Below are 25,112 nucleotides of genomic sequence, written 5' to 3' on the forward strand. Positions count from 1 at the left end.
GTGCAGCCACCTGCGATCTTCAAGAGCTTGCGTTTGTCACGGTCTGCGCTCGTTAGCACGTCGCGGAGCACTTTGACCGTGCGACACGCGCATAGCCAAACCACGCGTGCGATGTCTTTTCCTGGCCCATACGTGGCGTACCCTGCCCTAGTGTCGGCAGTTGCGGATAGGCCGGACGTGATTGACATACGGCCCAATAGACGCAGTTGACCCGAACGCAACGAACCCGACCTATGTCCCTGCGTCGGCTCTCAGAGGCTGACCGGAAACGGTCAGGGCGCCGCTAAATCGACGCAGCCAAGTTCATCGCCTACGGTTTGTCTGGTATCGAGGGCTAAGCTGATAGCCGAGCCCGCAACTTCGGCCGAAGGGCGACGCTTAGCGATCCCGAATATGCGCATTAATCCGGCCAACAGCAGCTCAAGACTGGCGGCCATTCCAAGAGGCGCCGGAAGAGCGTATGCTGGTTTGATATCCCTTAAACTGGGAGGCCGTCATGCTGTCCGTGACGAGAGCACTCCTTCTGCTCGGCGCAATGGCACTGCCCGCTCCCGGAGCAGCACAAACGACGCCCGCCCCATCGGCAATTACCCGGACCATTGTCGCTGCAACCACACTGCCGATTGTGGTGGACGCGCCGCTCCATTTCAAAGCCGTCAGTGTCATCCTGCAGCCAGGCGAGAAGAGCAGCGTGTCAGAGGTCGACGGCATCCTTTACCAGATGTCGGGATCGACCGAGGTGTCGCTTGATGGCGAGACTAAAATGCTCGACACCGGAGAGGGGCGATTTATCGCCAACGGAAAGACAGCGGCACTCACAGCGGGCACCGGGGCGCCGTCGACTTTCCTCCACTTCTTTCTTGTCTCCGCGGCGGACTTGGGTCGACCTGCCGAGACGCCACCTGCCGCAGTAAAAGAACTGTATCGCACGGTGCAGCCCATTCCCGACCTGAAGCCGGGCAGCTATGATCTCAATCTCACCCGCGTCACATTTCCGGCAGAGATGCCTTCCAACCCGCCACACCATCGGTCGGGCGCGGCTCTTTATTTCATCATTTCGGGCACCGGAGCGAACACGATCGACGGTAAGACTGAAACCAGGGGACCGGGTTCCTTGATCTATGAACCGCACACCCTCGTCCACCAATGGGGAAACCCGAGCAGCGAACCCTTGATATTCCTGGCTTTCAACATCAATCCGGAAGGTGTGGCAGCCGTGCTTCCGGACACGCCGGTAAAGAAGCAGTAGCCGACCGCACATCGCAACGGGAGAACCGTTCGATTCGACAATTTCGGAGACTCATTCGACTCTGCTCACAGAGTCGATCAGGGAGATGAAGACGATAACTTCGTCATGGCGAGCACGATCGATGTCGCGAGGGGGCTCACTTGCGAGGGTCACCATGTCAGAGCTCGAGCATGCACACCAACACGGTCACGATCACCTTCACGCCTGCGCCAACCTCTTCGGCTGCGGCGACGAGAAGGGAACGGGTATCATCCGCAGGGGCTGGACAAGGACCTGAACGCGGCGATGACGCTTGCGGCGCGCAATGCGATCAAGTTTCTGGCGACGCGGGCTAAGATCAGCGAGCTCGACGCCTACGCCCTTTGCAGCATCGCCGCGAGCTTCCGCGTGACGCAGGTGGTGGACATCGTGCGCGGCGTTCACGCCCTAATCCCGAAGGCCATCTTCGCTCCCGATCTCAGGCGCGAAATGACAGTGGTATGAGCGGCTCGCCTGCCCTCTCGCCTTTGCGCGAGAGGATGCCTATCTTGCGGAGTACCTGCAGCATCCCCAAAGCGACACTGGGAGGTATACTCATGGACGCGCCTGGCAAGGAATTTGCGCTGGCGGGCAGCCTTGAGGAGCTCAAGCTCAAGGGGCGGCTCATTATACAGGGTGGCCATCGTCCGATCCTCGTCATCTACGACCGCGGACGCGTCTTCGCCCTCGACAATCGGTGCCCGCACATGGGCTTCCCGCTCGAGCGCGGCAGCATCGAGGACGGCATCTTGACCTGTCACTGGCATCACGCTCGCTTCGATCTCGAAAGCGGCTGCACCTTCGACCTATGGGCGGACGACGTGCCGATCTGCCCGGTGGAGGTGCGCAATGGTGACGTCTGGGTGAAGACCACGTTCACTCGGGCCGATCCCGCCGGGCACTGGCGTCAGCGGCTTGCGGACGGCCTCGCCCACGACCTCGGCCTCGTCGTTGCCAAGGCCATCCATGGTCAGCTCGCGGCCGGCGTACCGCAGGCCGAAATCGTCCGGCAGGTGGCGCTATTCGGGGCGCAAAATCGCGACGGCTGGGGCGTCGGTCTTACGATCCTTACGGCACTCGCCAATCTCCTGCCTGTGCTGCCGGAGGAGGACGCCTATCTCGCTCTGTTCCACGGCGCGCGCCGCGTGGCGGCGGACTGCGACGGCGAGGCACCGCGGCGGGAACGCGCGCCGCTTGGGAGCCGGCCGGATCCGGCCGCGCTCAAACGCTGGCTGCGGCGCTGGACAAACGTGCGCCATCGCGAGGCGGCCGAGCGTACCCTGCTCACGGCGATTGCCGCCGGCTTCTCCCCGGCTGAGCTCGCTGATACCCTGTTCGCCACCGCGACCGAGCGGGCGTACGCGGACTCCGGGCACTCGCTCGACTTCATCAACAAGGCGTTCGAGTGCCTCGACCTGGTCGGCTGGCAACACGCGGCGGCCCTGCTGCCGACTATCGTGGGTCAGACGGTGGCGGCCCGTGGCGCCGAAGAATCGACGGCCTGGCGCCAGCCCATTGACCTTGTCGCGTTGTGTGAGGAATCAACCGGCGAACTCGCGGACCCGTTCGCTGCCGGACGCGGCTCGCGTGACTGGTCAGGCCACGCCGCACTTGCGCAAGAGCTGCTCGGTGACGATCCGGTCAGGATCATTGACGCGCTCAAGGAGGCGATCCGCGCCGGCGCCGCGCCCGCCGACCTTGGCCAATCCCTCGCCTACGCGGCAGCGCTCAGGGTGGCGCGCTTCGGCACTGCCAACGAGCATGCCGACTGGGAGACGGCGCATCACGTCTTCACCTACGCCAATGCAGTCCACCAGATGCTGACGCGCATCGGAACTGCCAACATCAACACTCACGTCACGGCCGTCCGTGCCATCTTGCACGGCGCGATGGCGCTCTACCTTGCCCGCTATCTCAATGTGCCGCCGGCGCGCATCCCAGGCGACGGCGGCGAGCAGCTCGATGATCTGCCCACGGATCGAGAGACGATCGGTACGGCCTTGCTCGACGCCTTCGACCGGCAGCGACAGATCGACCTCGCCGCAAGCCTGGTGGCACGGCATCTCACGCTCGGCCATTCGCCGCAGGCGCTGATCGCCACACTCGCGCATGCGGTGCTGCGCGAAGATGCAGGCTTCCATGCGTATCAGATGCTGGAAGCGGGAGTCCGGCAGTTCGGCGTGTGGGGCAACACAGCGGAGGGCCGGCACATCCTCATCGCGGTTGGCCGCTATCTGGCGGCCCATTTCCCGACAGAACGCACGGCGCTGCAGACAGCCGACGTCGCCCGCCGCTTGATGCGGGGTGCCGAGCTGCATCAAGAGGCTGGATCGTCCTGGTGTCACTCGCTCAGAGCGCGCTAAGGGTGCCAGCGACCAAGGAGCGCTTCCGATCACCACTTTCGCGTTGCCTCCGCTCTGGAATGAACATGACGCCCGGATCATGTCCCGGACAGAACCGCGACAGCACGGCTCAGTTGGGGGTCGTCTGCCCCGGCGGAGGCCCCGCCTGCCTGGACCTCGATCGTCGGCGTCACGCCCACGCCCTCCAGGCGCTCGCCATCGACCCGGACATCTTCGACTGCGAGCAGCAGCAACCCGCTTCCGATGAGGAATGCGGTGGCGGCCAGGACCGCGCCCTCTGTCCGGGTACCGATGAGCTCGCCCAACCGGTACTTTTTGAAGCCATAGGCCAGGACCTCCTTGCCGCTGCGCGTACCGCCATTGATGAGCATCGCAACGGGCTTGCGCCACTTCACGTTGACGAATTCGCTAGTGCCGCTTCGGTCGGTGACCTGCATTGTGGGCGCCCGGGCGTTGAACAGGTCGAGATATTCGGGTTGCGCGCCGCCCCAGCCATCCCGCAAATCCCAGATCAGCGCGTCCGCGTCTTTCAACGCCCCTTGTGACAGCAGAGATTCAAGAGCGCGTTGATAGATGGAGCCGGCATAGCACCAAACATGGACATAGCCGATGCGTCGTCCGTTGGACTCAATGATGCGTGCACTCGACTCCAACCCACGAAGGAACATTTTGGTGGGCTCGAGATCGACTGGCATGACCGGGACTTGCAGCACCGAGGCGCTCCGATGCACTTCCAAGACAACCGATTTGCCCACCTTCCCACGGAATGACCCGACCGGCTCAAAGACGGTCCCGTCAGCCGCAATGATTTCGTCACCGGCACGGAGGCCCGCCTGCTGAGCCGGCGTTCTATCGATGACGGCGGTGATCGTGATGCGACCCCTCGCCTCGAAACCTGAAATGATACCGATGCCAGGGTACGAAATGCGGCCGTCTGGAAACGCACGCTGCAGTCCCCGGCGCCGTAATGCGCCGACAAAGATGTCTGCTAGCTGATAATATTCCGGCTCATCCGGCGTATAGAAGCGCGTGTGCGAAGCGTGCAGCTCAGATAGCATGGTATTGACGATGCGCGCCAGGGCGGCCTGGGAGGTTGCCCGCTGCACGTCTGGGAGATATCTTTCCCGAACCGCCGGCCAGTTCAGTCCATTGTGGCGCGGATCGTAAAAGCGATCACGCACGGTCTGCCAAACGCTCTCGAAGGTCGAGACGCCATCAGCGGGAACGTAGGCGCTGCTGGCTTCTCGCTCTAGAGGCTCCGCGGCGCTCGGAGCCTTCGCAGCCACGGCAGAAGCCGTAGCTATGGCTGCAAGTCCCAAGACTTGGCGACGCGAAGGCGATGTATCGATAACCTCTTTCATCGTCTGATCTCGCGGTGGAGCGCCTGCCGGGCGCATTCGCCGGCTATGCGATGCCGGCGCGTTACCGAATACTCGCGCTCCGCTGGCGAAAGGAGGCGGTCATTGGGGTCAGGACACGCCGGAACACGATAGCGATCCTGCCACCACGAGGCTACTTCCCGCGGGACTTTTCGCCTGTCGAGCCCCAAAGAGCCGCAACCGGCACTGCCCGAAGTGCCAGGGCGCCGCCGCAAGAGACTGGCTGGCCGACCGCGAAGCCGAGCTGTTGCCGGTGCCGTGCTATCACCTGGTGTTCACGCTGCCTGCGGCCATCGTCGATATCGCCCACCAGAACAAGGCGGTGGTCTACGATCTCCTGTTCAAGGCCTCGGCCGAGACCATGCTGACGATCGCCGCCGATCTGAAGCATCTGGGGGCCAGGATCGGCATCACCTCCGTGCTGCACACCTGGGGCTCGGCGCTGACCCACCGTGCACATGAACGTGCCGGGCGGCGGCATCTCGCCCGACGGCCGGCGCTGGGTGTCGTGCCGGCCGGGCTTCTTCCTGCCGGTGCGCGTGCTCTCCCGCCTGTTCCGGCGATTGTTCCTGGCGAAGCTCGTCGCCGCGCACCAGGCCGGCCGCCTGAGCTTCTTCGCCCACCACGCCCATCTCGCCGAGGCGCAATCCTCCGCGGCTTATCTCGTACCGCTGCGCACAGCCGAGTGGGTCGTCTATGCCAAGCGGCCATCCGGCGGACCCGAGCCGGTGCTGGCCTATCTGTCGCGTTACACCCACCGCGTCGCCATCGCCAACGGCCGCCTGATCGCCTGCGACAAGCGCGCCGTCACCTTCAAGTGGAAGGATTACCGGATCGCGGGCCGCGATCGCTACAAGCGGATGACGCTCGCCACCGACGAGTTCATCCGCCGCTTCCTCATTCACGTGCTGCCAAGAGGCTTGCACCGCATCCGCCACTACGGCCTGTTCGCCAAAGGCGCTTGCGCCGACACATCGCCCGTGCGCGTGAGCTGCTCGCCAAACCTGACGGCCAGCCTACCAGTGCCACCGATCGCAGCAAGCCGAGCTGTCCATGCTGCGGCGGTCGCATGATCATCATCGAAGTGTTCGCGCGCGGTGCAGCGCCACGGCACCGGCCAACAGGTCCGGCGACCGTGATCAGGATCGACACCTCATGACTGCGTCACACGCCTGCGAGCCTGCCCGTCACGCTCGCTGGCTCTCGACCGGCCACAGCAGAGCACGGCCAGATCTCCACCCAACGTCGCAAATCGTTCGACAACTTGTGGAATTCGACATCACCCGCGGCTCATTCATCAGCCGCTTTGCGGTCGCAAACCTCCTTGCAGCGGCTCGATCCAAATCGGTCAGCTCGCCCGCGGCACCCAAATCCCCATAGCGCCTGCAGCACGGCCTTACGTTCCCTCAAGCGCGGTTTCCTCCCTTGGAGGCTTTCGGACGCCGGCCGCCGAATACGCCGCGCCGTCCATCAAGCGGCCGGCATCCGAAACCCTTCACAAGAGCGGCCCGCCCTGCCCGGTCGCGTTCGACCCCAAACTGGTCCAAAGCTGAGCACTACCACGCACTTTCTAATCTTGCCTTGGCTCTGACCAGGTCTGGAGTTTCAAAACCTTCGCGAAACGATCCGTAGATCTTGTCGAGTTGTAAGCGACACCTTTCAACGTTGTGTGTCAGTGCGCTCAAACCACACATGCTCAAACAAAGTCGAAGTTCTAGAGATTTAGCCTTCTGTTCGCGCGCAACCTCAAGGCCTTCGCAAAAATAGTACTCCGCCTGATCCACATCCTGGTTCGATCGGAGGTGGGCTTCGGCGAACAAACGATATATCTCAGCCGCGTAAAATCGTTCGGAATTCTCCCCACTAAGCCTCAATTGCGCCTGCTTCAAAACGTCGAACGCTTTCGCGTAGCGTTCGTGCTCTATGCATGCATCCGCCAATAGCCCCAAAGCGTAGGATTCAAATAGCAGCGCGCCAGTGGCTCGTTCTTGTTCCAAGCCCTCCTGAATTTCGGCGATACCTTTCTCAAAATTGCCTTGATAGGCGCTAGCCCATCCACGCAAAATCAGGGCCATGGCCAAATAGTGCGCAAACTGATGTTCTTCGCAGAACGCAACTGCGGCGTTCGCCTCCGCGGCGACAGCGGTGGCATCGCCCCGAAGCTGATGCACGCGAAGGCTTATCGTTCGTGCGATTGCCTCACTGAAGGGATGTTGAGATGCATCTGCGTATCGGCGAGCCTCCGTGCACATTCGCAAAGCTCGATCTGGATGACCGAGCAAACAGAGTGTCATGCCGTCGTATACCCGGACATGAACGCGGGGGTCTTGTGCCGACAGGTCAAGGTATTCTGCAGCCTTACTGTCCTCACAGAGGCCAATACTACGCTCCAGCTCCGCGTGAGCATCGGCAAATTTCCCTTGTGCAAACAAGGTAAACCCTACAGCCTCGTGGGCAAGAACCCTGAAAACCTGGTTATCCGCCCTCTCGGCGCTATCCAGCAAATGTTCTGCAAGGCCTTGAGCTTCACCAAGCGATGCGTGAACGAAGTTCCACGTCCATAAACCAAAGATCGCAGGGAAAACATGTTCGTCAAACCCACTCTCTTTGCAGAGTTGAAGCGCTCGCGTGTACGCATGCTTCACGCTGTCAGTGCTCCAGCCCTTAATTGCCCGAAGAGAGTTGCCGAGTGATATCTGAAGCAGCAACTCCGACTTGTTGCGTAGAATCGGGTCGTCGATCTTACGGATCTGATCCAACCCTTGCTTCAGGTGACGGACCGCTTCATTGTGCGCCGAGCGCGCCGCTGACTGTCTGCCTGCTTCATACCAGTAGTGTAAGGCCCGTTCGTGGTTCTTCGCCTGAGTGTAGTGGTATGCAATAATCTCGGGCTGGGTTCGTACAGCTTCGGGGAATTTCTGCTCGAGCGCCTTCGCTATAAGGGCGTGCAGATGCACGCGGCGGCTCTTTAGAAGTCCAGCATATGCGGCATCCCGCACCAAAGCGTGCTTGAAGGTGTATACCGCATGTGGATTTTCACCCCTGCAGAACATCAGATCCGAACGGACCAACTGCTCAAGAGCCTCGTCCAACCTCTGCTTCGGCAGCCCGGCGACGGCGCTCACAAGCTCGTAGTGAAATTCTCGCCCCGCGACGGCGCCGATTTGGGCCACATCCCGCACCGGTGACAACCGATCAAGTCGAGCCATCAGCGAAGCCTGTAAGGTGGTCGGGATTGCGAATGACGGCAAAGGCCCGTCAAGAACATATTCCCCGTCGTGCTCTCGCAACAGCCCACCTTCCAGCACCATCTTCGTTAACTCCTCGACGAAGAGGGGCACGCCATCGGTGTGCGCGAGAATATGCTCCATTACCTCCTTGGGAAGGGTTTTGCCTCCGGTCACCCGCAGTACCAACGCCGTGCCATCGCGTCGGCCAAGTCGGGTGAGCGGGATGGTGGTGGTGTGAGGATAACTCGGCCAGGGGCGAGTGAATTCGGCTCTCGCCGTAATCAGCACCAGTGCCCCAAGCTGCGGCACATGCTCCACCGTAGCTGCGAGCAGATCAAGCGAGGTGGGATCAATCCAGTGCACATCTTCGAAAATGAGTAAGACCGGCTGCCTCGCCGCCAATCCATCAAGCTGGGCCAATAATGCGGCGAAGGTCTTCTCTTTACGTTTTTGTGGAGTGAGGTCCTGCAGCCGGTAGTGATCATCGGTCGGCAGCACCAACAAGTTTGCCAGAATCGCCAAGTGTTCGGGATGACGCGTGGATTGCGCCAGCAGAGCGTCGAGCTTGGATAGCTTCTCTCGAGGCGAGTCGCCGTGCTTGAATCCGGCGGCACGTTCGAGCTGGTTGATGAATGGGAACAGCGCGCTGTGGGTATGATGCTCAGAGCAGAAATAGCGTAGGGTGACGTGTGATTCACCCTGGAGCCGCTCATTAAGCGCCGACGCAATGTGGGACTTGCCAATACCCGGCTCGCCCGTAAGGGTCACTACCCGTCCTTCTTCCCGGATAGCTTGTTGCCAGCGGCGTAACAGCAGCTCCATCTCCTCGTTACGCCCGAACAGCGGCGGCAGCTTGGTGGTGTGCATCGCCTCAAAGCGGCTCTCGACACCGCTCGCCCGCAGCACCTGATAGGCCCGGACCGGCTCCGCCCAGCCTTTCAGCGCGACGGGACCTAGGTCGCAGTAATCGAACTCACCCCCGGTGAGCCGACGCGTGCTCGCGCAGATCAACACAGACCCTGGCTCGGCCATCGTTTGCAGCCGCGCAGCGAGGTTCGGCGTCTCACCAACAACTGCTTGCTCCGCCGGAACACTCTCAATCAGAAGCTCGGTGACCACCACAGTGCCTGTCGCAATGCCGACGCGAACCTCCAGGGCAGCGGCGACATTCCGGATGTTCGCAACTGCATCGATGATTGCGAGGGCGGCACGCACAGCCTGTTCGGCATCATCCTCATGCGCTTGCGGATAGCCGAAATAGACCAACACCCCGTCGCCCATGTAACGGGCAATCTTTCCGTGATAGCGGCTTATGACCTCGGTGATGCAGTTATGGTACGCGCCAATCAGCGTTCGCATATCCTCAGGGTCCAATCGCGCCGCAAGGGCTGTGGAACCAACCAAGTCACAAAACATCACTGTAAGGTGACGCCGCTCGCCTTCGTCCGGTCGGCCCGGGTAAAGCTCTGTTTTAGCCGGAGGCCTAATTTCGTCATCAAGCTCTGCGATGGCGCGCAGCAGCTTGCGGCGGTGACCTAGCAGGACACCCAGCTCCTTTAGGTCCTGCTCTGTCAGGTCGCGGACGACTGAGAGGTCAATGCCGTTTTCGGCGAAGCGCTGGGCATACTCCGATAAGCCGATTGATTCGAGCCACTCCGTGACGCCTCTCATGGCACCCCGCTCGTTCTCGGTGTCCGAACAATCGTATACTAGATGAACATATCACACACGAAGAAAGAGCGAACGCGCAGCGAATGAGTGGAGCGGCGGGCGACCGCGGCTAGTGAGCCTCTCGCAGCCTGCGCGGAGATCCCATGGGATGAAGTCAGTTTTGGAGCTTGGCCAAGTACGGCCGAAATATTGACCATTACGCAAGCCGCTCCCCGGGGCGCCTGCAAGCTCGCCCGTGGTCGCTTGCGCGAGGCAAGATTGGGAAGCAGGCGTGAGGTGTTGTCAGGGCGGGCAGTCGCGCGTCCCCGCACGAAATTTTGTATCGCGCAATACCGGGCGCTGCGCCTTCCTCTGGTCGGCTGGTGGGCGTGATAATTTCCCGGCATGCAAATCAAGAGCGGAGACTGGCCTATGCCAAAGGCCTACCTAATCGCCGAACACATCATCACGGAGCCCGCTATATTCGAAGAATATCGGGTCAAGGTTGGACCTGTGATCGAAAAATACGGTGAGCGGTATCTGGCAAAGCGCAACGCGCATCAGTTCCTGGAGGGCGGCCATTGGGAGCCGCATCGCGTCGTCGTCATCGAATTTCCTGACAAGCAATCACTAGCCGCTTGGTACAACTCACCCGAGTACCAGCCCCCGATTAAGCTGCGCAAGGAAAGCACGAGCGATCTCGACATGCTGATCACGCTTGAGGGCCTCTAGGCGGCTCGGGAACCACTTCTGAGACGTCCGGTTAGTTCGTAGGGCGATGAAAAGGACCATCGCCATGAGGATTCAGTATCTCCCTGCGATCGCAATAGCTCTTCTTGCCGGCACTGGGCTGGCAACCCATTCTGTCGGTTCGCTGCCCCTTCAGTCCACACCGGCCATGCAAGTGGCCGGCCGACTAGCTGCGTCGGTCGATGCGTTTTTGCTCGGGTCTGGTGGCTAACAGCCGGCGTTGCGGATGGCGCCACTGACATCGGGTGAGAAAACCGTCACCGCAATAGATCAGCCTATCTCGCCCTCGGGCATTGCGGTCCCGGCGACGTCCGATTGGGCCCGTAAATTATCGATGCCTCGGGGGCGCACTCGTGGTTGTGGAATTCTCTCGGTCTGAGCCTGCATATCACTACTGTTTCTGCACAAGGCGGACGTGCCGGTCAGAAGGAGCTATTCACGCCGCGCATCGGCCCTTATGCCGTCGGATGTAATTTCATACTCGTCGCCGCGATGCCTGAGCCAGCCTGTCTTTACCATCGCGATCGCGGTCTCTTCACTGCATAACCGGTGGTTCCCGCCGGGATAGTACAATTTCCCACCATGTGCGACCAAACGGCCGTACACGTGCGCTTGCCGCAGCACTCTCCGCATTCCGGGCGTGGGGGTGACCATGATGCCCATAAACCTTGGGGCTCAGCAGTCCTTCCGACCGGAAATATATCGCAGCGCGCTGCCCGCGGCGAGGAGTATTACTGAATTAATCACTGCATTGCATAACGATGGCGCAACTGACGTTGCCAGACGGGGAGATGGGTGGCTGCCTGACGAAGGCCGGCAGACCACCGTCAAGCCGAAATGGATTGCGGCCTCAAGGAACTTGAAATGCAGTAAGGTGGGGACCGCCCGTCTTTCGTGTGCAAAGCCCGACAGCTGCGAAGCCACACTATTGAGAGCATCTGCAACGTCCGCAAGTGATTCACTGAAATCAGCGTTCGAATCGTCTCTTTGCCCGCTACCTGGCGCGGCGCCGCGAGCCGCCGCCAGCATCAGCGCCTCGACCGCCGCCTGCCAATTCAACGCATTTCTACTTGCGCTTCGACACTCCGGCGTGCGGGTCCGACCGGATGTCCGCTTCGCGCCAAGAGCCATCCTCCCCTCCAAGTCCCGGCTTGCCCCTTCTCAACTCCGAGCGAAGTCCCTGAGACCATATCGCGTCGTATAAGCGCCGATATCTTGATGCTAGATTCCACAAGGCAGGGGGCGCCCTGCTTCCTGCTTCATACCGAACAGGAGGACGACATGCCTGATAGCGTCTACAAGATCATTGAACTAGTCGGTACCAGCAACGATTCTTGGGAGAAGGCCGCCGCTAACGCGGTCGAGCAAGCTGCAAAATCTCTTCGGGATCTTCGCGTTGCAGAGGTCGTCAAACTAGATATGCAACTGGATGCCATGGGAAAAGTGGAGGCCTATCGCGCCAAACTCAACGTATCGTTCAAGTTCGAGGGCTCCTGAGCCTCATACCTCGCCCGCTTGCGTGGCGAGGATGGCTCGGTGGAGAAAGACGCGTCGAGCGGCCCGCCAAACTGTCACCCGATTTGGAAAGAGTCCCGCTTTGCGCCGATTGTGTCGAAGACGTCCACGAAGTCATGATCCAGGGTCGTACGACGCGCTGGGCGCGTGGGCCGTTTGATTGTGCCTAAGCGGGCTGGATCGTGGGCGACGGGATCAGCTTTGTGAGCTTACGTAGGTTCTGCGCTTTGCAGGCGCCACATTGGAGGCGCGACTACTCGAGTCGAAAACGAAAGCTTCGGGGGCGAGACGACGGAGCGACTCGAACCCTCGACATTATTTCTCACTTTCGGTGCAGTCAGCATGCCTTCACCGGCAGGCGAAAAGCCAAGCCATTCGTGAAACTATCAGCTCGGACAGGAGTACCCTGCCCGTCCAAGCTTTCTGCCGATGCCACATCAGTCCAAAGCGCAAGGCCACACTTGCCCTCAATAGATTTTTCTTGATCTCCCGGTGCACACGTCGTGCACACGCCGCCTCTTAAATCATTGAGAAACTTGAAGTCTCGGTCCAGTCCATCAAGGGCAAGTTTGAGCTAGCTCCAGCAACCGACGTCCATTTGGATCCAATCAGAGACAGTGTCGCCTCGCCAACGACAAAACAGAAGGCCGTCCTTTCGTCCCTGCCCCGAGACCGAGCCCGCCATAGGTTCAAATACTGGAGGCGCAAGGATACCGACATCAGTTCAGGTTGCGATCTTTACCGAGGTTTTCGTTCCCCTTCGCGTCCAAGGCCGAGCGGCTAGAGCTTTGCGCGCCATGTTCTTCATCGCGAGATCCGACCTCCACGTCCGAAGCTACTGTTTGCGCAGAGAACTGGGGAGCATCGCGAACCGAAACATCCGTTGTGACGCGATTCATTGGTTCGCTGCCACAGCAGACAACCGAATACAGTGGAAAGGCAGGGCGATGGAAAAAGAGTGGTCAGTCAACTCCCATTGAAGGATTATGCAATGGCATTAGTTATCGCCGCGCGGTAGCTTCGCGACAGCTCGACGGAGCTTGACTTCGATGCACCGAGCGCAGATCAGCTCGCCGTCACCGGCCGGTGGCGCAAAAAAGTGTGTCGGTCCTCGGTGGCTACTTATTAGGGGGCCGCGGCACCCAAAGGTGTGCAATCCAAGCCGAATGGTACTCTCCGTTGGCGCAAGGACGTTCCACCGCATCTTTGCTGGTGTGGCACGCGGTGAAGCAGAAGTCGCGGAGCGTTGCACATTTACAACCCGCAGAGCCAATCGGAATAGTAAGCTGGCCGATCAGATTAACTGAAACATTGTTCGTGCTTACTTCGATACGATCAGGCGGGGGCGAAAAGTGTTTGATGTTTATCGCAATGACAAACGTGAGTTGCTTGTTCTAAGCAATGGCTCTGCAATACCCGTCGTTTGCTCTCGGAGCAAATGGCGCAAGAGCAGAAAAAGAGTTCTCAAAGTCAGCGACGAAATCAAGTCAGCCGTTCAGGCGCAAGGCTATTACGTTCGCAGCTTGCGGGTCACCAAGGAGCGGATGATCTAGGCCGAGCAAGTCGGCGGTTTCTCCATATGCCATATATACAGCATCACCATAAAACAGAGCCTCCATCCTCGCGCTCTTCAGCGTGGTCATCGATAGGTTGGCAACCTGCCGCAGATGGCCGGCGTCTTCTAGACTACCCGGCGCGTGTGATCCGCAACTCGGAGGCCGCAAGGGAAATCACGCTGATGCGCTGGGACAGTGCGCGCGCCGCCGCGCACGGATAGCTCGCCCGTGACCAACATTTGCAATACGTAGTCGCCGCACTGGCGCGGCTGACTGAAACCGCGAGCCATAATAGCAGGTGAGATCCAAGGATCGGCTCAGAACCGATTGAACGCTCGCGTCAAAATACCAGAGTGGTAGAATACACGGCGAGAATTCGCACCAAGCAGGGTGCATCGTGAGTGCTGCAAGTACCGGCGACGCGCGAGCGATGAATATCTTACGCGAACTGCACGAGGCCGAGACAGAGTTAGTCGGCAGGGCCGTCGTTTTGACTGACGGCAAGGCTGGCACAATTGATGGCGTCTTCCTCGATGATGAGCACGGGCTACGCATCTAGGTCGCGGGACATGAAGGTCGCTGGCCGATTTCGACGGTGAAGCACATTGTGGACTGATCGGCCGCACGCCGGCAGGCGCTCGGCGGCTAGGCCCGCTCTCAACTAGTGAATGGTTGACTTCACCGGGTCTGCCGACTGACCGAGAATTGTATTCTCCTCGGCCTCTTGCACTCGGCCTCGAAGGATCTCCAGTTCGGCAAGCTGAGAAAGAAGCGCCTGAGCGCGCTGGCACAGGACAACGCGGTTATACGCCCGATTACGGTTGCTCATTGCAGCCCCTGATGTTTGACGAGTTGGCCCAACTTTGGGCTTCAGAGTGATTTCGTCCGCCGGATTTAGATTTTCTCACGCGGCCAGATCATGCGAACTGGTCGAGCTGACGGCGTTACATTCTTCGAAGTAGGACGACAGCTCAAGGTGAGCTAGGTGCTCCCAGTATTCCGCTTCCGCGAGGAGCTTCCATTTGTTCATGCCGTTGTACGCGGCCTGTTGACGGCACAACGAACCCATCGCGCGCAAGCGTCGCACCTTCTCCACTGCAAACCTCCCTTCGGGGCTTGTTCTTCGCAAGCCGTGGTTTGTGTCGGACTTAAGTCTCGCAGATTGAAAGGCCGAGTGATAGCCTGGGTTTGGCTGGCCAACAATGATAGCGCAATCGTCTGACTTTTGCGCTTGAAATGCATCGGCCCGAAACGTTGACGGTATCGAAAAGTGCAGCGCAGAATGAAGGCGCTCTTCCGAACCTCCAAGCCCCTATGTCGGAAGCGCTCGTTAGGAAGGTAACGGCTCCAGTCCCACAACTGGAGCCGTTTTTTCATTACTGCCTAAAACAGACTTGGCGACGCAAGAAGGCTCCTTCAGGTTTCAGGTTGCCTCACATGCGTCGGCGTTCAGTTGACCGCAAATTATATTCGCTTGATGCTTCACATCGCTTTCAAGTGCTACTGAGAGCTGGCGCGCGTGCTCTACATCAAGAGCAATGATGACACCATTTCATTCCGAGCTTAGTGTCTTGCTCCAAGGGTCTGAGGGAGCAATGCAATGCGACGGCGCATGGCGACGGTGAGAATGAATGCGCGGTTGCTGCAGATCGCTCATCTGGCTCGTCGAGCGGCAGGACTGCTGTTTTCGCGAAATGAGCTTGGGATTCGGCAGGCCAAAGCCGGTGACGCCCAGCTTGGCGCGGAGATTGAAAAATGGCTCGCCTCGCGGGGATTAAAACCTCCGAGATAGACGCCGCAGGGGCCAGCGGCTGCGGCGCAAGGCGCGTGAAGACCTGCGGCAAGTTTGCCGTCGTAACGCCAACGCCTCCCATTATCACAGCCTTTGCTTTCGACCTCTCTAACCAGCACGGACATTGCGCATTCCGGGGGGCGACTGGTCCACGGCAATAATGGCTATGGCATTGGAGGCGGTGACGGCAGCCGCAACGGGAAACCTGATAAGGATCGCTGACAGCCTGAGGCGGCGAAGCGGCAGGTGGGGAACGCTTTGCCGATTACCAAGTTTTCCCGATGCCCTTCCCCAAGGGCGACCCCGATTGGCCTCAGCTTCGCCGCCCATTGCCCCCCGGAGCTGGGGCCATTCTTGTTCACATGAGTTCCGAAATGAAAGAGGCCGCCAACTGAGGCAGCCTCAGTTCTTCGTTAGACTTCCTGGATTCCTCGGCGACCGCCTCGATATCAACCGGGGGCAGTTCGCCCGTGCGATCCTTCAGATCGGCTGCAGGCTGGATCAATCCGGACGCAACCTGCGGGTCTTTTGTTGTTTTGGCCATTCGGAGAAGCATTGCTGCGGCCTCGCTGGCAAAGGAGGTGTAGCGCCGCACGTTTTATTATCCCATCTTATTATCCCATCGAGGTCCCCTTGAGATTAGTCAGGAGCCCGGATTGGCGTTCCGGTGCCTACACAGGAAACAAAAAAAGACCTCAGCTCCGGGGCTGACGCCAAGCTGAGGTCCTTGTGTCGGCATCACGTTGTCGAGGCGTGATGCTGACGGTATAGAGCGATCGTGGGGACCTAGCGCGTCCGCCGCCGTCTTACCAGACAGTACACGCTATATGCAATCGCGAGAATAGGAAGGCCGGCACCGGCAATCGGTCCGGGGGCTCCCCTCGTTTGGCCAGGCGGGTCGGAACACTTCCCATTGCCGTTGCAAGCCGAAGCAGGCGGCACGGTCGCCATCGCTAGAGTCACGCAAATGCGGCTGTGGAAAGAACGCCCCAAGTGAGCTTCATGGGTCCCTCCTCTCTAGCGTGGCGCTCCGCCGAGCGGCCTCCGAATTAAAGATATTAAAGTAGTTTATTTTCTATTTAAATTTAATACAATAACTAAGGTTAATCGGCATTGTATCTGGAAGGTGCACCGAACATCTGCTTCGGATCACGGGGCGCTGCTCGGAGTGGAATCGCCGGCCCATGGTGTCGGGTTCTATAGAGACCCGTCAAATTCGTTTATTCGTTTTCAGGCCAAAACTAGAGAACCTTTGACACAATCAAATTGGACGGCCATCGGATCGAGCACTAAAAGCTATGATGCAAGCTCAACTGTTGCGCGAAAACATGCACCGACTGCATCGGTTCTGAACAAGTAATCCCAAAAGCGCCCGCAGGGCTCAAAATACGGCGTCCCGCCGGCACTTTCTTCGAATACCCAGCGATCGCAATCGTGTATCCTTTTTGCGGGCGGAGCTTGATTCGTCATGCTGGAAGCCATTCTCCTATTGCTGGGAATTGGGGCCGCAGCCCTTCTGCTGATCGCCTTCTGGGGGCTGCAGCAACATTTATGACGCGCTGCGATATTAATTTTTAGAGCCACATATAATCCCAAATATAATAAATTAAATGTCGACAAATATTTGAATGCGCATTAATTTAGGGTGCTTGGCGCCGGACGAACGCGTCAGGCTTCCGAGAAACGGCTCCTAGCTCCTGCCTGCTTACGCCTCTTGGGATGTGAGGGCCGTTTCTTTGGCAAATGGTGAGGCGAACCATGCAGTTCCTACGATTGGGTGACTGGTTTCTTGTCTCCGCGATGACAGGAGCAGTGTTGCTGGTCGAGATCGCAATTTTCGTTATTGTGGGCGTGATTTGACTGACGCCGGATTGATGAGAAGGCGCAAGGCCGGGGCATCGACGGAGACCGAGATCCAGCATGGCCCGGTTGGCCGAGTCGCTCCCGAACTGGAAAAGCATACAGGCAGTGGGTAGCGCGCCTGGCGCTCGCGGTAGGGATATGAGAGGGGTGCGCACCCCTTCGTGAGGTTTACAGACCCGCCGGGCCCAAATCCTCCTGCTCCTCATCGTCGGGGGCCGCGATTGAAGCGCTTCGTAGGCATATCGCTACATGCAGGCCATCCGCAAAGTCCACACCCCGCTGCATCCAACCCAACGCCTTGGCCACGCTGTTGCATCTTCCAGATTCGCGCGCGGCAGTCGGCGAAATCGGAGAGGGCCTTGGCGCACTGGGCCGCGAAAACCCTGTTTGGCGGAAAAACCAGCTTCATTTACTCATTGGGCACCTCGTCGCCGGTCTCGGCGTCGACCTTGAGGTACTTGATGCGATGGCCCGGTCTACCGATTGAGCTGGTTGAACGAGATCTTCTCGCGCTCGGACGGGCCCGGATCGCTCTCGAGCTGGTCGAGGAGCCGCTCCTTCCGCGCAAGCAGCGTTGCGACCGTCGACATCGCGTCTCCTCACGTCTTGGCGCTCACAAGCGAGTTGGTGCGCCGACGACGAACTTGCCAGTGCTGGCTCTGCGAGGCCCGGACCAGCCCAGGCCGATTTGTTCCGGACCATTATTTCGCCGGCGGCCGCAGCGGGCCTTCTATCCACTTCCGGGCGGCGGGATCGTGCAGCGGATCGTCGTCGCAATCGGGGCAGACGTAGCGCTCCCCCTCGAAGACCCATCGTGACCAGGCTTCGTTCAGCCTGTCACGCAAAGAGATTCAGCTGATCCGAGACTATATGAAACCTGCGGCAGTTGCGGGCCCCGCAACCGAGACGATCAAGGTCTGCGATCCCATCGAGGGAGAAACCGTCCCAGGGCCAGAAGCTTTCCGGTGTAGCAGATCGAACAATTCAACCCTTCTGATCCCGATCTAAGATGAGCAGTCTCGCGGAAGCTCAGTACTCTCCAAGTTGCTAATCGCTCACACCTGCTCCATTCGACGGCACCGCGACGGAAGGACAGGCCGTCTTCATCGAGAAGATCTCCTCAACTTCGCGACGCATGGTGCCGTGGCATTCGCACGCCGCTGCCGCGAGCTTCAGTCGGTCGATCTCTATGTGCCCGCGTCGCTCAGATCTAATCCCTCCGGACGCGCGTAGATTGCGCATCAGTAACGTTACCGTCGTTCGTCGCACACCGAGTATTTGCGACAGCGCCTCCTGGGTGAGCGGAAGCACATTGTCGTCCATGCGGTCACGAATGTGGAGAAGCCAGCGCGCCATCCGTGCCTGCACCGGATGCCGCGCATTGCAGGCTCCGCCGCGTTGAAGCTGGACCAGCATCGCCCTGACGTGAACCTTGATAACGTGCCGGATTGCGGGGCTGCGGCCAAATGCGGCATGAAATCGTAGTGATGGGACTCGCGAGGCGATGCCTCCCGCACGGACGATTGCGGTGAGCGCCGAAGGCGCCGGCCCAAACACCGAAAGAGTGCCTATTGGTCCGTCGCACCCGACTATGGCGGTAGCAACGGTTTCGCCGTCCGCAAAGTCGACCATCAGCGAGATGGCACCACTATGAGGGAACAATATATAGTCGACTCGGTCACCCTCTCGCGAGATCACCTCGTCCTGAGCGAGCGCAACCGTCTCCAATGCGGGCGCCAGCAGATCGAAGTCGGCCGGCGGCAGCGCCGCCAAGAGGCAGTTGCCAATTCCGCCGACGCCCGTCACTTCGGGTGCCCCGCGAAGCATCTTCGGGCGGTGCTGAACGGCGACCTCAGCACGGAAGTAGATCTTTTTTGCCACGCCCATCATGATCCAGTTCGCTGACAAGGCGCTCTCACTCGACAATAAAATCATCTCCTGCAAGGCGGAATTTCGTCCGCGTCGGTCGAGAGTTGGATGCAGGCCCGCTGCAGAGTACACAATTGCAAAATACGTATGGGTAACACCGTACGCCGTGCCGCCAGCATGATCTCTAGATAGCGTTCGTTCGAAGCCGATGTGAAAGCCGAAGCGAAAGGTAGCAGGTCGTAGGTAGCATGAATGTTCGAAAGCGGACAGACCCAGGTTTTGCGTCGGTCTAGGACGTGACTGACACATCTTAAATCAAACTACTATGGTCGTTGCCTCGTGCGTACTGTCCTTCTCATTCTGGGGACGTGGCTACTGATCAATGTTCTCTTTGTTTTGGTTGTCGTGCCCGTTCTTCACCACAATACCTCGGACCGGTGAACGGACATCGATCCGATCAACCACATCCAACGCGTATGCCCTTTTCAGCAAGCATCTGGGCAAGACCGCCCGTGAAGTTCTGGATCGCACCCTTGGTGGTCGCATACGCCAGCAGGATGGGGTTTGGCATGTCGGCATTCACGGAAGCGGTGTTGATGATGGCGGACCCCGACTTTATATGCGCAACGGCCGCCTTGGCGAGATAGAACATCGCATGGATGTTGACCTCGAACGTGCTCTGCCATTCGTCCGCACGACCGCCCAAGCATCGGTATCGTCGCCGACCAGGATGGCGTCGAGCTCCTTCTTGCTGATGTTTTCGGAAAGCTCCTTGCCGAGCGGGTCTTCGCCAGCCTTACTGCGATGATCGGGCCGAAGGCGGAGACCAAAACGGCGGCCCGAGAGCCGCCGTTTTTTACTTCGTCTTGGTGGATGCCTTGGCCCCACCGATCACGAACCCTTGCCCAGACTTCGTCGTGTCCCGCCACTTTGGATTGGCGGATATTTTCTTCATATAGATGTCGCGCGTCGTCGCGCTGCGCGGGGTCGGTGCGGTCTTGCTTCGTCGTGTCAAGGAATTCGGCGCGCCCGAATTTGATACCGACTTCCGCATCATAGCGTGCAGCCGCCCTTTTTGATGCTGTCCGACGCCGACCCGTCATGGTCGAACCACCGACATCATTCTTTGTCCTGCGTTGATCCAACGCTGCGAGGGTAAGTCCCATGCACCCCAACGTGCACGCAATTCAGGAAAAGCATCAACAAAGCGTGAGAGACATGATGAACTGGATCACACACCCGGCCAATCCGACGGCGGCACATAATGGGCTCGTCGGAGCCCGCGCCTGGGACGGACAGGAAAATAGCTGTCTACCGCCACATCAAAGAAGCCGTGTCCGAGGGACACGGCAAGTTTCAGGGAGGGTGAACCGGAAAAATTCCGATGCATGCGTGAGGCGTGGCCCCCGGCCGATCATCCGCCGGAGCGCGATCGGAAAAAAATCAGCAGCCGTTCGCAGCCGCGGTCACCATTTCAACGCGGCCGTACGCACGGGATGGTCCCAGAGCGCCGCGGTCTCGCTATCGAGCAGGCTCACGGTGAGCGAGCACCCGGCCATGTCCAGCGAGGTGACGAAGCTGCCGACCAGCGAGCGAGCGATGCGCAAGCCGCGCTTCTCGAGCATCCGCCGCGCCGCATTGTACATCAGATAGAGCTCGATCGTCGGCGTCCCGCCAAATCCGTTGACGAGCAGGAGGGCCTCGGCCCCACCGCGCGCGTCGAGATCCTGCGCGATGGCCGTTGTCATCTCGTCTGCGATCGCATCGGCCTGCTCCAGCTTGACGCGGCGGCGTCCCGGTTCGCCGTGAATGCCGACCCCCATCTCCATCTCGTCCTCCCGAAGCGAAAAGGTCGGCGTGCCCGCGGCCGGGACCGTGCAGCTCGTCAGCGCCACGCCCATCGAACGCGTGCGCGCATTGACGCGCTCACCGAGCGCAACGCAGCTTTTCAGGTCAGCACCCTTCTCGGCAGCCGCGCCGACGATCTTCTCGACGATCAGCGTGCCGGCCACGCCGCGGCGCCCAATGCTGTGCGTCGAGTTCTCGACCGCGACGTCATCGTCCGTCACGATCGTCGCCGTGCGGCCCTCGGCGATCTCGGCCGCCATCTCGAAATTCATGCGGTCCCCCGCATAGTTCTTCACGATGAACAGCACGCCGGCTTCACCGGAAACCGCCTGCGCGGCCTCGACGATCTGGTCCGGCGTTGGCGACGTGAAGACCTGTCCCGGACAGGCGGCGTCGAGCATGCCATAGCCGACAAAGCCCGCATGCAGCGGCTCATGCCCGCTGCCGCCACCGGACACGAGTGCGACCTTCTTCGGGTTCAGCTCACGGCGTCGCACGAATTTCCGCTCCGACCCGAGCGCGACGAGATCGGCATGCGCACCCGCAAGCCCGTCGAGGCTCTCTGCGAGCACGCCGTCGACCGAATTGATGAACTTCTTCATTGTCTTCTCCCCGTTTCCTCCCCTGGCCTCACGCTATTTTTCCCGCATGATGGCAATCAAGCGCCGTGCAAATTCCTGGAGCAGCGCATCGAGTTCGGCGTTCCGTTTGGCGCTGCCGAGATCCGGCAAATGCAGCGTCAAGGTCCGCTCATGCGATCCCTCCGTCAGCCGGCCGATCCGGCGCGGATGGGCGCGCGCATAGGCACGAAGGAAGGCGGCCTTCGCCTGCGGCGGGAAGTGGCAGACATCGAAGATCGTATTGAGATGCTGCACGGGTATCGGCACCGGATAGGCCGGGTTGCTGATCTGGCTGACGAAGCTGCGGTTCTTCCCGATGGCATGCGCCAGACGTAGCCGCATGCCCGACGGGCGGCTCTCCAGCACTTCCTTGAAGATGCGCTTGTAGACCGCAACAGCGCCGGCTTCTGCCGGTTCATCGATCGCCGTGTCAGCCAAGCCCGCCTCCGTTGCTCAGCCGCTCGATTGTCCGCTTGATCTGTGCGAGCGCCGATGCATTCACGGACAGCTCGCGCAAGCCGCAATTCAACAATGCGGGAAGGCAGCGCGGGTCGCTCGCCATGTCGCCGCACAGGCTGACGCTGATGCCGGCGCGCCGCCCGTGCTCCGCGGTCCGTGTGATCAGTTCGAGCAAGGCCGGATGTAGTGGATCCATCAAGGGGGCGAGAGCTCCATTGGAACGATCGCAGGCAAGGACATATTGCGCGAGATCGTTCGAGCCGATCGAGAAGAAGGAAGCCTTGAAGCTCGCAATCGCCAGGGCCGCCGCCGGGACTTCGACCATGATTCCCAGCTCGGGGAGCATCGCGGCAATGCCGTCCACCTGCAAGCGCTGCACGATTTCAGCGAACAGCTTCCGCCCTGCTTCGAGCTCGTCCGCCGATGTGACCATCGGAAACATGACCTTGAGGTTTCCGCGCACGGCGGCACGTGCGAGCGCGCGAAGTTGAACGGTAAAGATGTCGGGCCGGGCCAGGCAAAGCCGCAGGCCGCGAACCCCCAGGAAGGGATTGGCTTCGCCGTCCAGCGTGAAGCCGGGCACCGGCTTGTCGCCACCCGCGTCAAAGGTGCGAATGGTGACCGGACGCCGGTCGGCCCAACGCAACACCGCATCGTAGGCTGCGAACTGGGCCTCCTCGTCGGGCAGGCGACCCCGTTCGGTGAGCAGAAATTCGGTGCGCATCAGGCCGATGCCATCTGCGTATTGTGCGTCGGCGTGATCGAGATCGTCGACGCGCTGGATATTGATGAACAGCTTGATCCGCTCGCCGCGCCACGAAGCCGTCGGCCGCCGCAGGATTGCGCGCGCAGACGCCCTGCTCTTGCGATGGTTCTCGCGCCGCTTCTCGAACAGCCGGACCTGCTCCGCATTGGGATCGAGCTCGAGCGTCGCACTTTCGCCGTCGAGCAGCGCCGTGGTTCCGATCTCCGGAACGGCGCCAAGTTGCACGACCATGGGGATACCCCGTGCCCGCGCCAGCATGGCGACGTGGCTCGTGGGGCTGCCGCGCAGGAGCGCCAGACCGCCGCCGCTGGACCAGTCGATCTCAAGGAATCGCGAGGGCGGCAGATCATCGGCGCAGACGACGGCGCCGCTCGGAGTTTTCAGGACCTGGCCTTCGCCTCCACGCAGAATGTTGATCACGCGGTCGCGCAGGTCGGCGAGATCCGACGAGCGCGCCTTGAGATATTCGTCCTCTGCCGAATTGTAATCGGCAATCTGCTCATCGAGCGCCGAACGCCACGCGACGTCCGCAGAACTCCCCTCCCCGATCGACGCGAAGATCGCTTCGATGAAATCTTCATCCTCCAGCAATGCGACCTGAAATTCGAGAATTTGCGCGGCTTCGCCGCCGGCGATCGTGGCAAGCTCCGCAATCTGCCCGCTCGCCACGTCTATCGCACTGCGCAGCGCGAGCGCCTCTTCGACCAAGGTACCGGCGACGCGCTCGCCGTTCGTGCCCGCATCGACACGGACGAACGGGCCATGGGCAAAGCCGATCGAGGCGGTTCTGCCGCGGTAGGCCAGTCCTGTCGCGCCTCCCTGCATGCTACGAAGCTCCGTCCGGAAAATCGGTTGCGATCAGGTCGACCAGCGCCGCAACGGCGGCCTCGGCGTCACCGCCGGATGCCTTGATCTCGATCGTGCTGCCGTGCGCCGCACGCATGGCCATGATCTTGGCCACACTCTTGGCATTGATCCACTCGGCCGCGCCCGCAACCCGAACGGAAATCTGCGCCTGGAACTTCTTGGCAAGCTTTGTGAGCTTGACCGCCGGGCGTGCATGCATGCCCACCGCGTGCACCAGCCGCACATTGCCGATGAATGTCTGTCCGTCCGCTCTGTCCAGCATGCTCATCTTCCATCATCGCTTCGCCGACGCGTCAGTCGGCAGAGAGTTCCTCGGCCACGGCCTTCACCTGGGCCAGTGAGCTGCCGCCCGCCGCCTCGGTCGCCGCCATCACGGCGCCCTCGACGATCGGCGCGTTGCATACGACAACGAGATCGCGCCGTGCGGGCTCCAGCATTTCGACCGCCATTTCGCTGTTGGTCTCGGCGCCGCCGAGATCGACGAGGATCGCGACGCCCTTCGCCGACCAGGCATCGTTGATGGCGTCGACGATCAGGGACACGCTCGTGCCGAGCCCGCCGTCGGGATTGCCGCCGCAGAAGGCCACCTTGACCTCGCTGCCGACCATCTGCCGCACCATGTCCGCGGTGCCCTTGGCGATATCCTTCGAATGCGAGACGATCACGATACCCACAGTGTCGGTCATTGCTGTCCCTCCAGGCTCGCGCAGACCGCCTGCACGAGTACGCAGCTCGAACGTGCGCCGGGATCGACATGTCCGACGCTGCGCGGTCCGAGGAACGACGCTCGCCCCTTGGTGGCCTGCATCGGTGCGGTCCGCTCGACCGCTTCGGCAGCAGTGGCTCGAACCCGCGCGATCAGATCCGGCTGGCCGGCCGCCGTCCTCAACGTTTCCAGGACGGGAACAAGCACGTCGAGCATTGTCTTCTCGCCGGCCTGCGAGCGCCCTCGCGCGCTCACCGCATTCACGCCGCTGCCAAAGACGTCCGCGAGATCGTCCGGCAGGTGCTTGTCATGCGAAAGTGCTTCGCCCGCGGCAAGAAAGAAACTGCCGTAAAGCGGCCCGGAGGCGCCTCCGACGGTCATCACCAGCGTCTTGCCGATCATCTTCAGCGCCTCGTCCAGCGGCTGCGCCGAAATGGCATCGAGCTTGCCGAGCACGGCCTCAAAGCCGCGCTTCATGTTCGTTCCATGGTCGCCGTCGCCGATCGCTTGATCCAGGGTCGTGAGTTCCGGCGCGCTCGCGATGACCTGCTCTGCGGCCAACTTGACCAGCGACTTGAATGTCTCGGGTTGCAGCGACATCGAACGGATCCT

The 25,112-nt window shown here is 60.5% G+C and carries 17 protein-coding genes and 4 pseudogenes; 7 read left to right on the forward strand and 14 right to left on the reverse strand.

From position 1 onward, the window contains the following. Window positions 1-496: 496 nt before the first annotated feature. From BLV07_RS09695 to BLV07_RS09705, 3 genes are all read left to right on the forward strand, one after another. Window positions 497-1,249 (forward strand): cupin domain-containing protein, encoded by a 753-nt coding sequence (locus BLV07_RS09695; protein ID WP_091883244.1) that lies wholly within the window; start codon window positions 497-499, stop codon window positions 1,247-1,249. A gap of 285 nt (window positions 1,250-1,534) precedes the next feature. Further along, window positions 1,535-1,732, forward strand: coding sequence for a hypothetical protein (locus BLV07_RS47415; protein ID WP_091883248.1), 198 nt, complete (start codon window positions 1,535-1,537; stop codon window positions 1,730-1,732). 92 nt (window positions 1,733-1,824) lie between these two features. Beyond that, entirely contained in the window at window positions 1,825-3,630 is a 1,806-nt protein-coding gene (locus BLV07_RS09705) for a Rieske (2Fe-2S) protein (RefSeq protein WP_176945441.1), read from the forward strand. Window positions 3,631-3,707: 77 nt separating this feature from the next. Here the strand turns inward: BLV07_RS09705 and BLV07_RS09710 are convergent, their stop codons facing one another. Beyond that, window positions 3,708-4,991, reverse strand: a complete 1,284-nt coding sequence (locus tag BLV07_RS09710; protein WP_176945442.1) for a S41 family peptidase — start codon at window positions 4,989-4,991, stop codon at window positions 3,708-3,710. A 193-nt stretch (window positions 4,992-5,184) separates the two neighbouring features. Here BLV07_RS09710 and BLV07_RS09715 point away from each other — a divergent pair. Continuing rightward, a pseudogene (locus BLV07_RS09715) lies at window positions 5,185-6,168 on the forward strand (IS91 family transposase); the annotation flags it as partial. A 397-nt stretch (window positions 6,169-6,565) separates the two neighbouring features. On the opposite strand, the gene BLV07_RS09720 reads toward BLV07_RS09715, so the two are convergent. Continuing rightward, window positions 6,566-9,910 carry an adenylate/guanylate cyclase domain-containing protein gene (locus BLV07_RS09720; RefSeq protein ID WP_091883261.1) on the reverse strand — a complete coding sequence of 1,115 codons (3,345 nt, stop codon included), beginning with the start codon at window positions 9,908-9,910 and terminating at the stop codon, window positions 6,566-6,568. 411 nt (window positions 9,911-10,321) lie between these two features. Here BLV07_RS09720 and BLV07_RS09725 point away from each other — a divergent pair, with 411 nt between their 5' ends. The 3 genes from BLV07_RS09725 to BLV07_RS48310 all read left to right on the forward strand — a co-directional run bounded on the left by BLV07_RS09725 (window position 10,322) and on the right by BLV07_RS48310 (window position 13,707). Next, entirely contained in the window at window positions 10,322-10,621 is a 300-nt protein-coding gene (locus BLV07_RS09725; RefSeq protein ID WP_176945443.1) for a DUF1330 domain-containing protein, read from the forward strand. A 1,299-nt stretch (window positions 10,622-11,920) separates the two neighbouring features. Beyond that, entirely contained in the window at window positions 11,921-12,136 is a 216-nt protein-coding gene (locus tag BLV07_RS09735) for a dodecin family protein (RefSeq protein WP_091883835.1), read from the forward strand. Between the two features lie 1,370 nt (window positions 12,137-13,506). After that, window positions 13,507-13,707, forward strand: a complete 201-nt coding sequence (locus BLV07_RS48310) for a hypothetical protein (RefSeq protein ID WP_091883273.1) — start codon at window positions 13,507-13,509, stop codon at window positions 13,705-13,707. 907 nt (window positions 13,708-14,614) lie between these two features. Here BLV07_RS48310 and BLV07_RS09745 read toward each other — a convergent pair. The 12 genes and pseudogenes from BLV07_RS09745 to dhaL all read right to left on the reverse strand — a co-directional run bounded on the left by BLV07_RS09745 (window position 14,615) and on the right by dhaL (window position 25,100). Then, the gene (locus BLV07_RS09745) at window positions 14,615-14,806 is read right to left on the reverse strand and encodes a hypothetical protein (protein WP_091883276.1); all 192 of its coding nucleotides are present in this window, start codon (window positions 14,804-14,806) and stop codon (window positions 14,615-14,617) included. A gap of 1,054 nt (window positions 14,807-15,860) precedes the next feature. Next, entirely contained in the window at window positions 15,861-16,097 is a 237-nt protein-coding gene (locus BLV07_RS09755) for a hypothetical protein (protein WP_091883281.1), read from the reverse strand. A gap of 1,680 nt (window positions 16,098-17,777) precedes the next feature. Further along, window positions 17,778-17,892 (reverse strand): annotated as a pseudogene (locus tag BLV07_RS48720) (non-homologous end joining protein Ku); the annotation flags it as partial. Window positions 17,893-18,412: 520 nt separating this feature from the next. Then, complete coding sequence (locus BLV07_RS09765; protein WP_091883839.1) at window positions 18,413-19,171, reverse strand: Crp/Fnr family transcriptional regulator; 759 nt, start codon at window positions 19,169-19,171, stop codon at window positions 18,413-18,415. Window positions 19,172-19,703: 532 nt separating this feature from the next. After that, a pseudogene (locus tag BLV07_RS09770) lies at window positions 19,704-19,925 on the reverse strand (SDR family NAD(P)-dependent oxidoreductase); the annotation flags it as partial. After that, window positions 19,922-20,032: pseudogene (locus BLV07_RS50290) on the reverse strand (ROK family protein); the annotation flags it as partial. The pseudogenes BLV07_RS09770 and BLV07_RS50290, both read right to left, overlap by 4 nt. Before the next feature lie 668 nt (window positions 20,033-20,700). Further along, window positions 20,701-21,684 carry a dihydroxyacetone kinase subunit DhaK gene (dhaK, locus tag BLV07_RS09780; protein WP_091883290.1) on the reverse strand — a complete coding sequence of 328 codons (984 nt, stop codon included), beginning with the start codon at window positions 21,682-21,684 and terminating at the stop codon, window positions 20,701-20,703. A 33-nt stretch (window positions 21,685-21,717) separates the two neighbouring features. Further along, entirely contained in the window at window positions 21,718-22,140 is a 423-nt protein-coding gene (locus tag BLV07_RS09785; protein ID WP_091883294.1) for a hypothetical protein, read from the reverse strand. Continuing rightward, window positions 22,133-23,752 (reverse strand): phosphoenolpyruvate--protein phosphotransferase, encoded by a 1,620-nt coding sequence (gene ptsP / locus BLV07_RS09790; RefSeq protein WP_091883298.1) that lies wholly within the window; start codon window positions 23,750-23,752, stop codon window positions 22,133-22,135. Before ptsP ends, BLV07_RS09785 begins: the two co-directional genes overlap by 8 nt. A 1-nt stretch (window position 23,753) precedes the next feature. Continuing rightward, a complete protein-coding gene (locus BLV07_RS09795; RefSeq protein ID WP_244551027.1) occupies window positions 23,754-24,056 on the reverse strand; it encodes an HPr family phosphocarrier protein in 303 nt (100 codons plus the stop codon). A gap of 31 nt (window positions 24,057-24,087) precedes the next feature. Then, window positions 24,088-24,480, reverse strand: coding sequence for a dihydroxyacetone kinase phosphoryl donor subunit DhaM (gene dhaM / locus BLV07_RS09800; RefSeq protein ID WP_091883307.1), 393 nt, complete (start codon window positions 24,478-24,480; stop codon window positions 24,088-24,090). Continuing rightward, entirely contained in the window at window positions 24,477-25,100 is a 624-nt protein-coding gene (gene dhaL, locus BLV07_RS09805; protein ID WP_091883312.1) for a dihydroxyacetone kinase subunit DhaL, read from the reverse strand. Before dhaL ends, dhaM begins: the two co-directional genes overlap by 4 nt. Window positions 25,101-25,112: the final 12 nt, after the last annotated feature.

Origin of the sequence: Bradyrhizobium sp. Rc2d (genome assembly GCF_900099855.1) — a bacterium.
GTDB lineage: Bacteria > Pseudomonadota > Alphaproteobacteria > Rhizobiales > Xanthobacteraceae > Bradyrhizobium.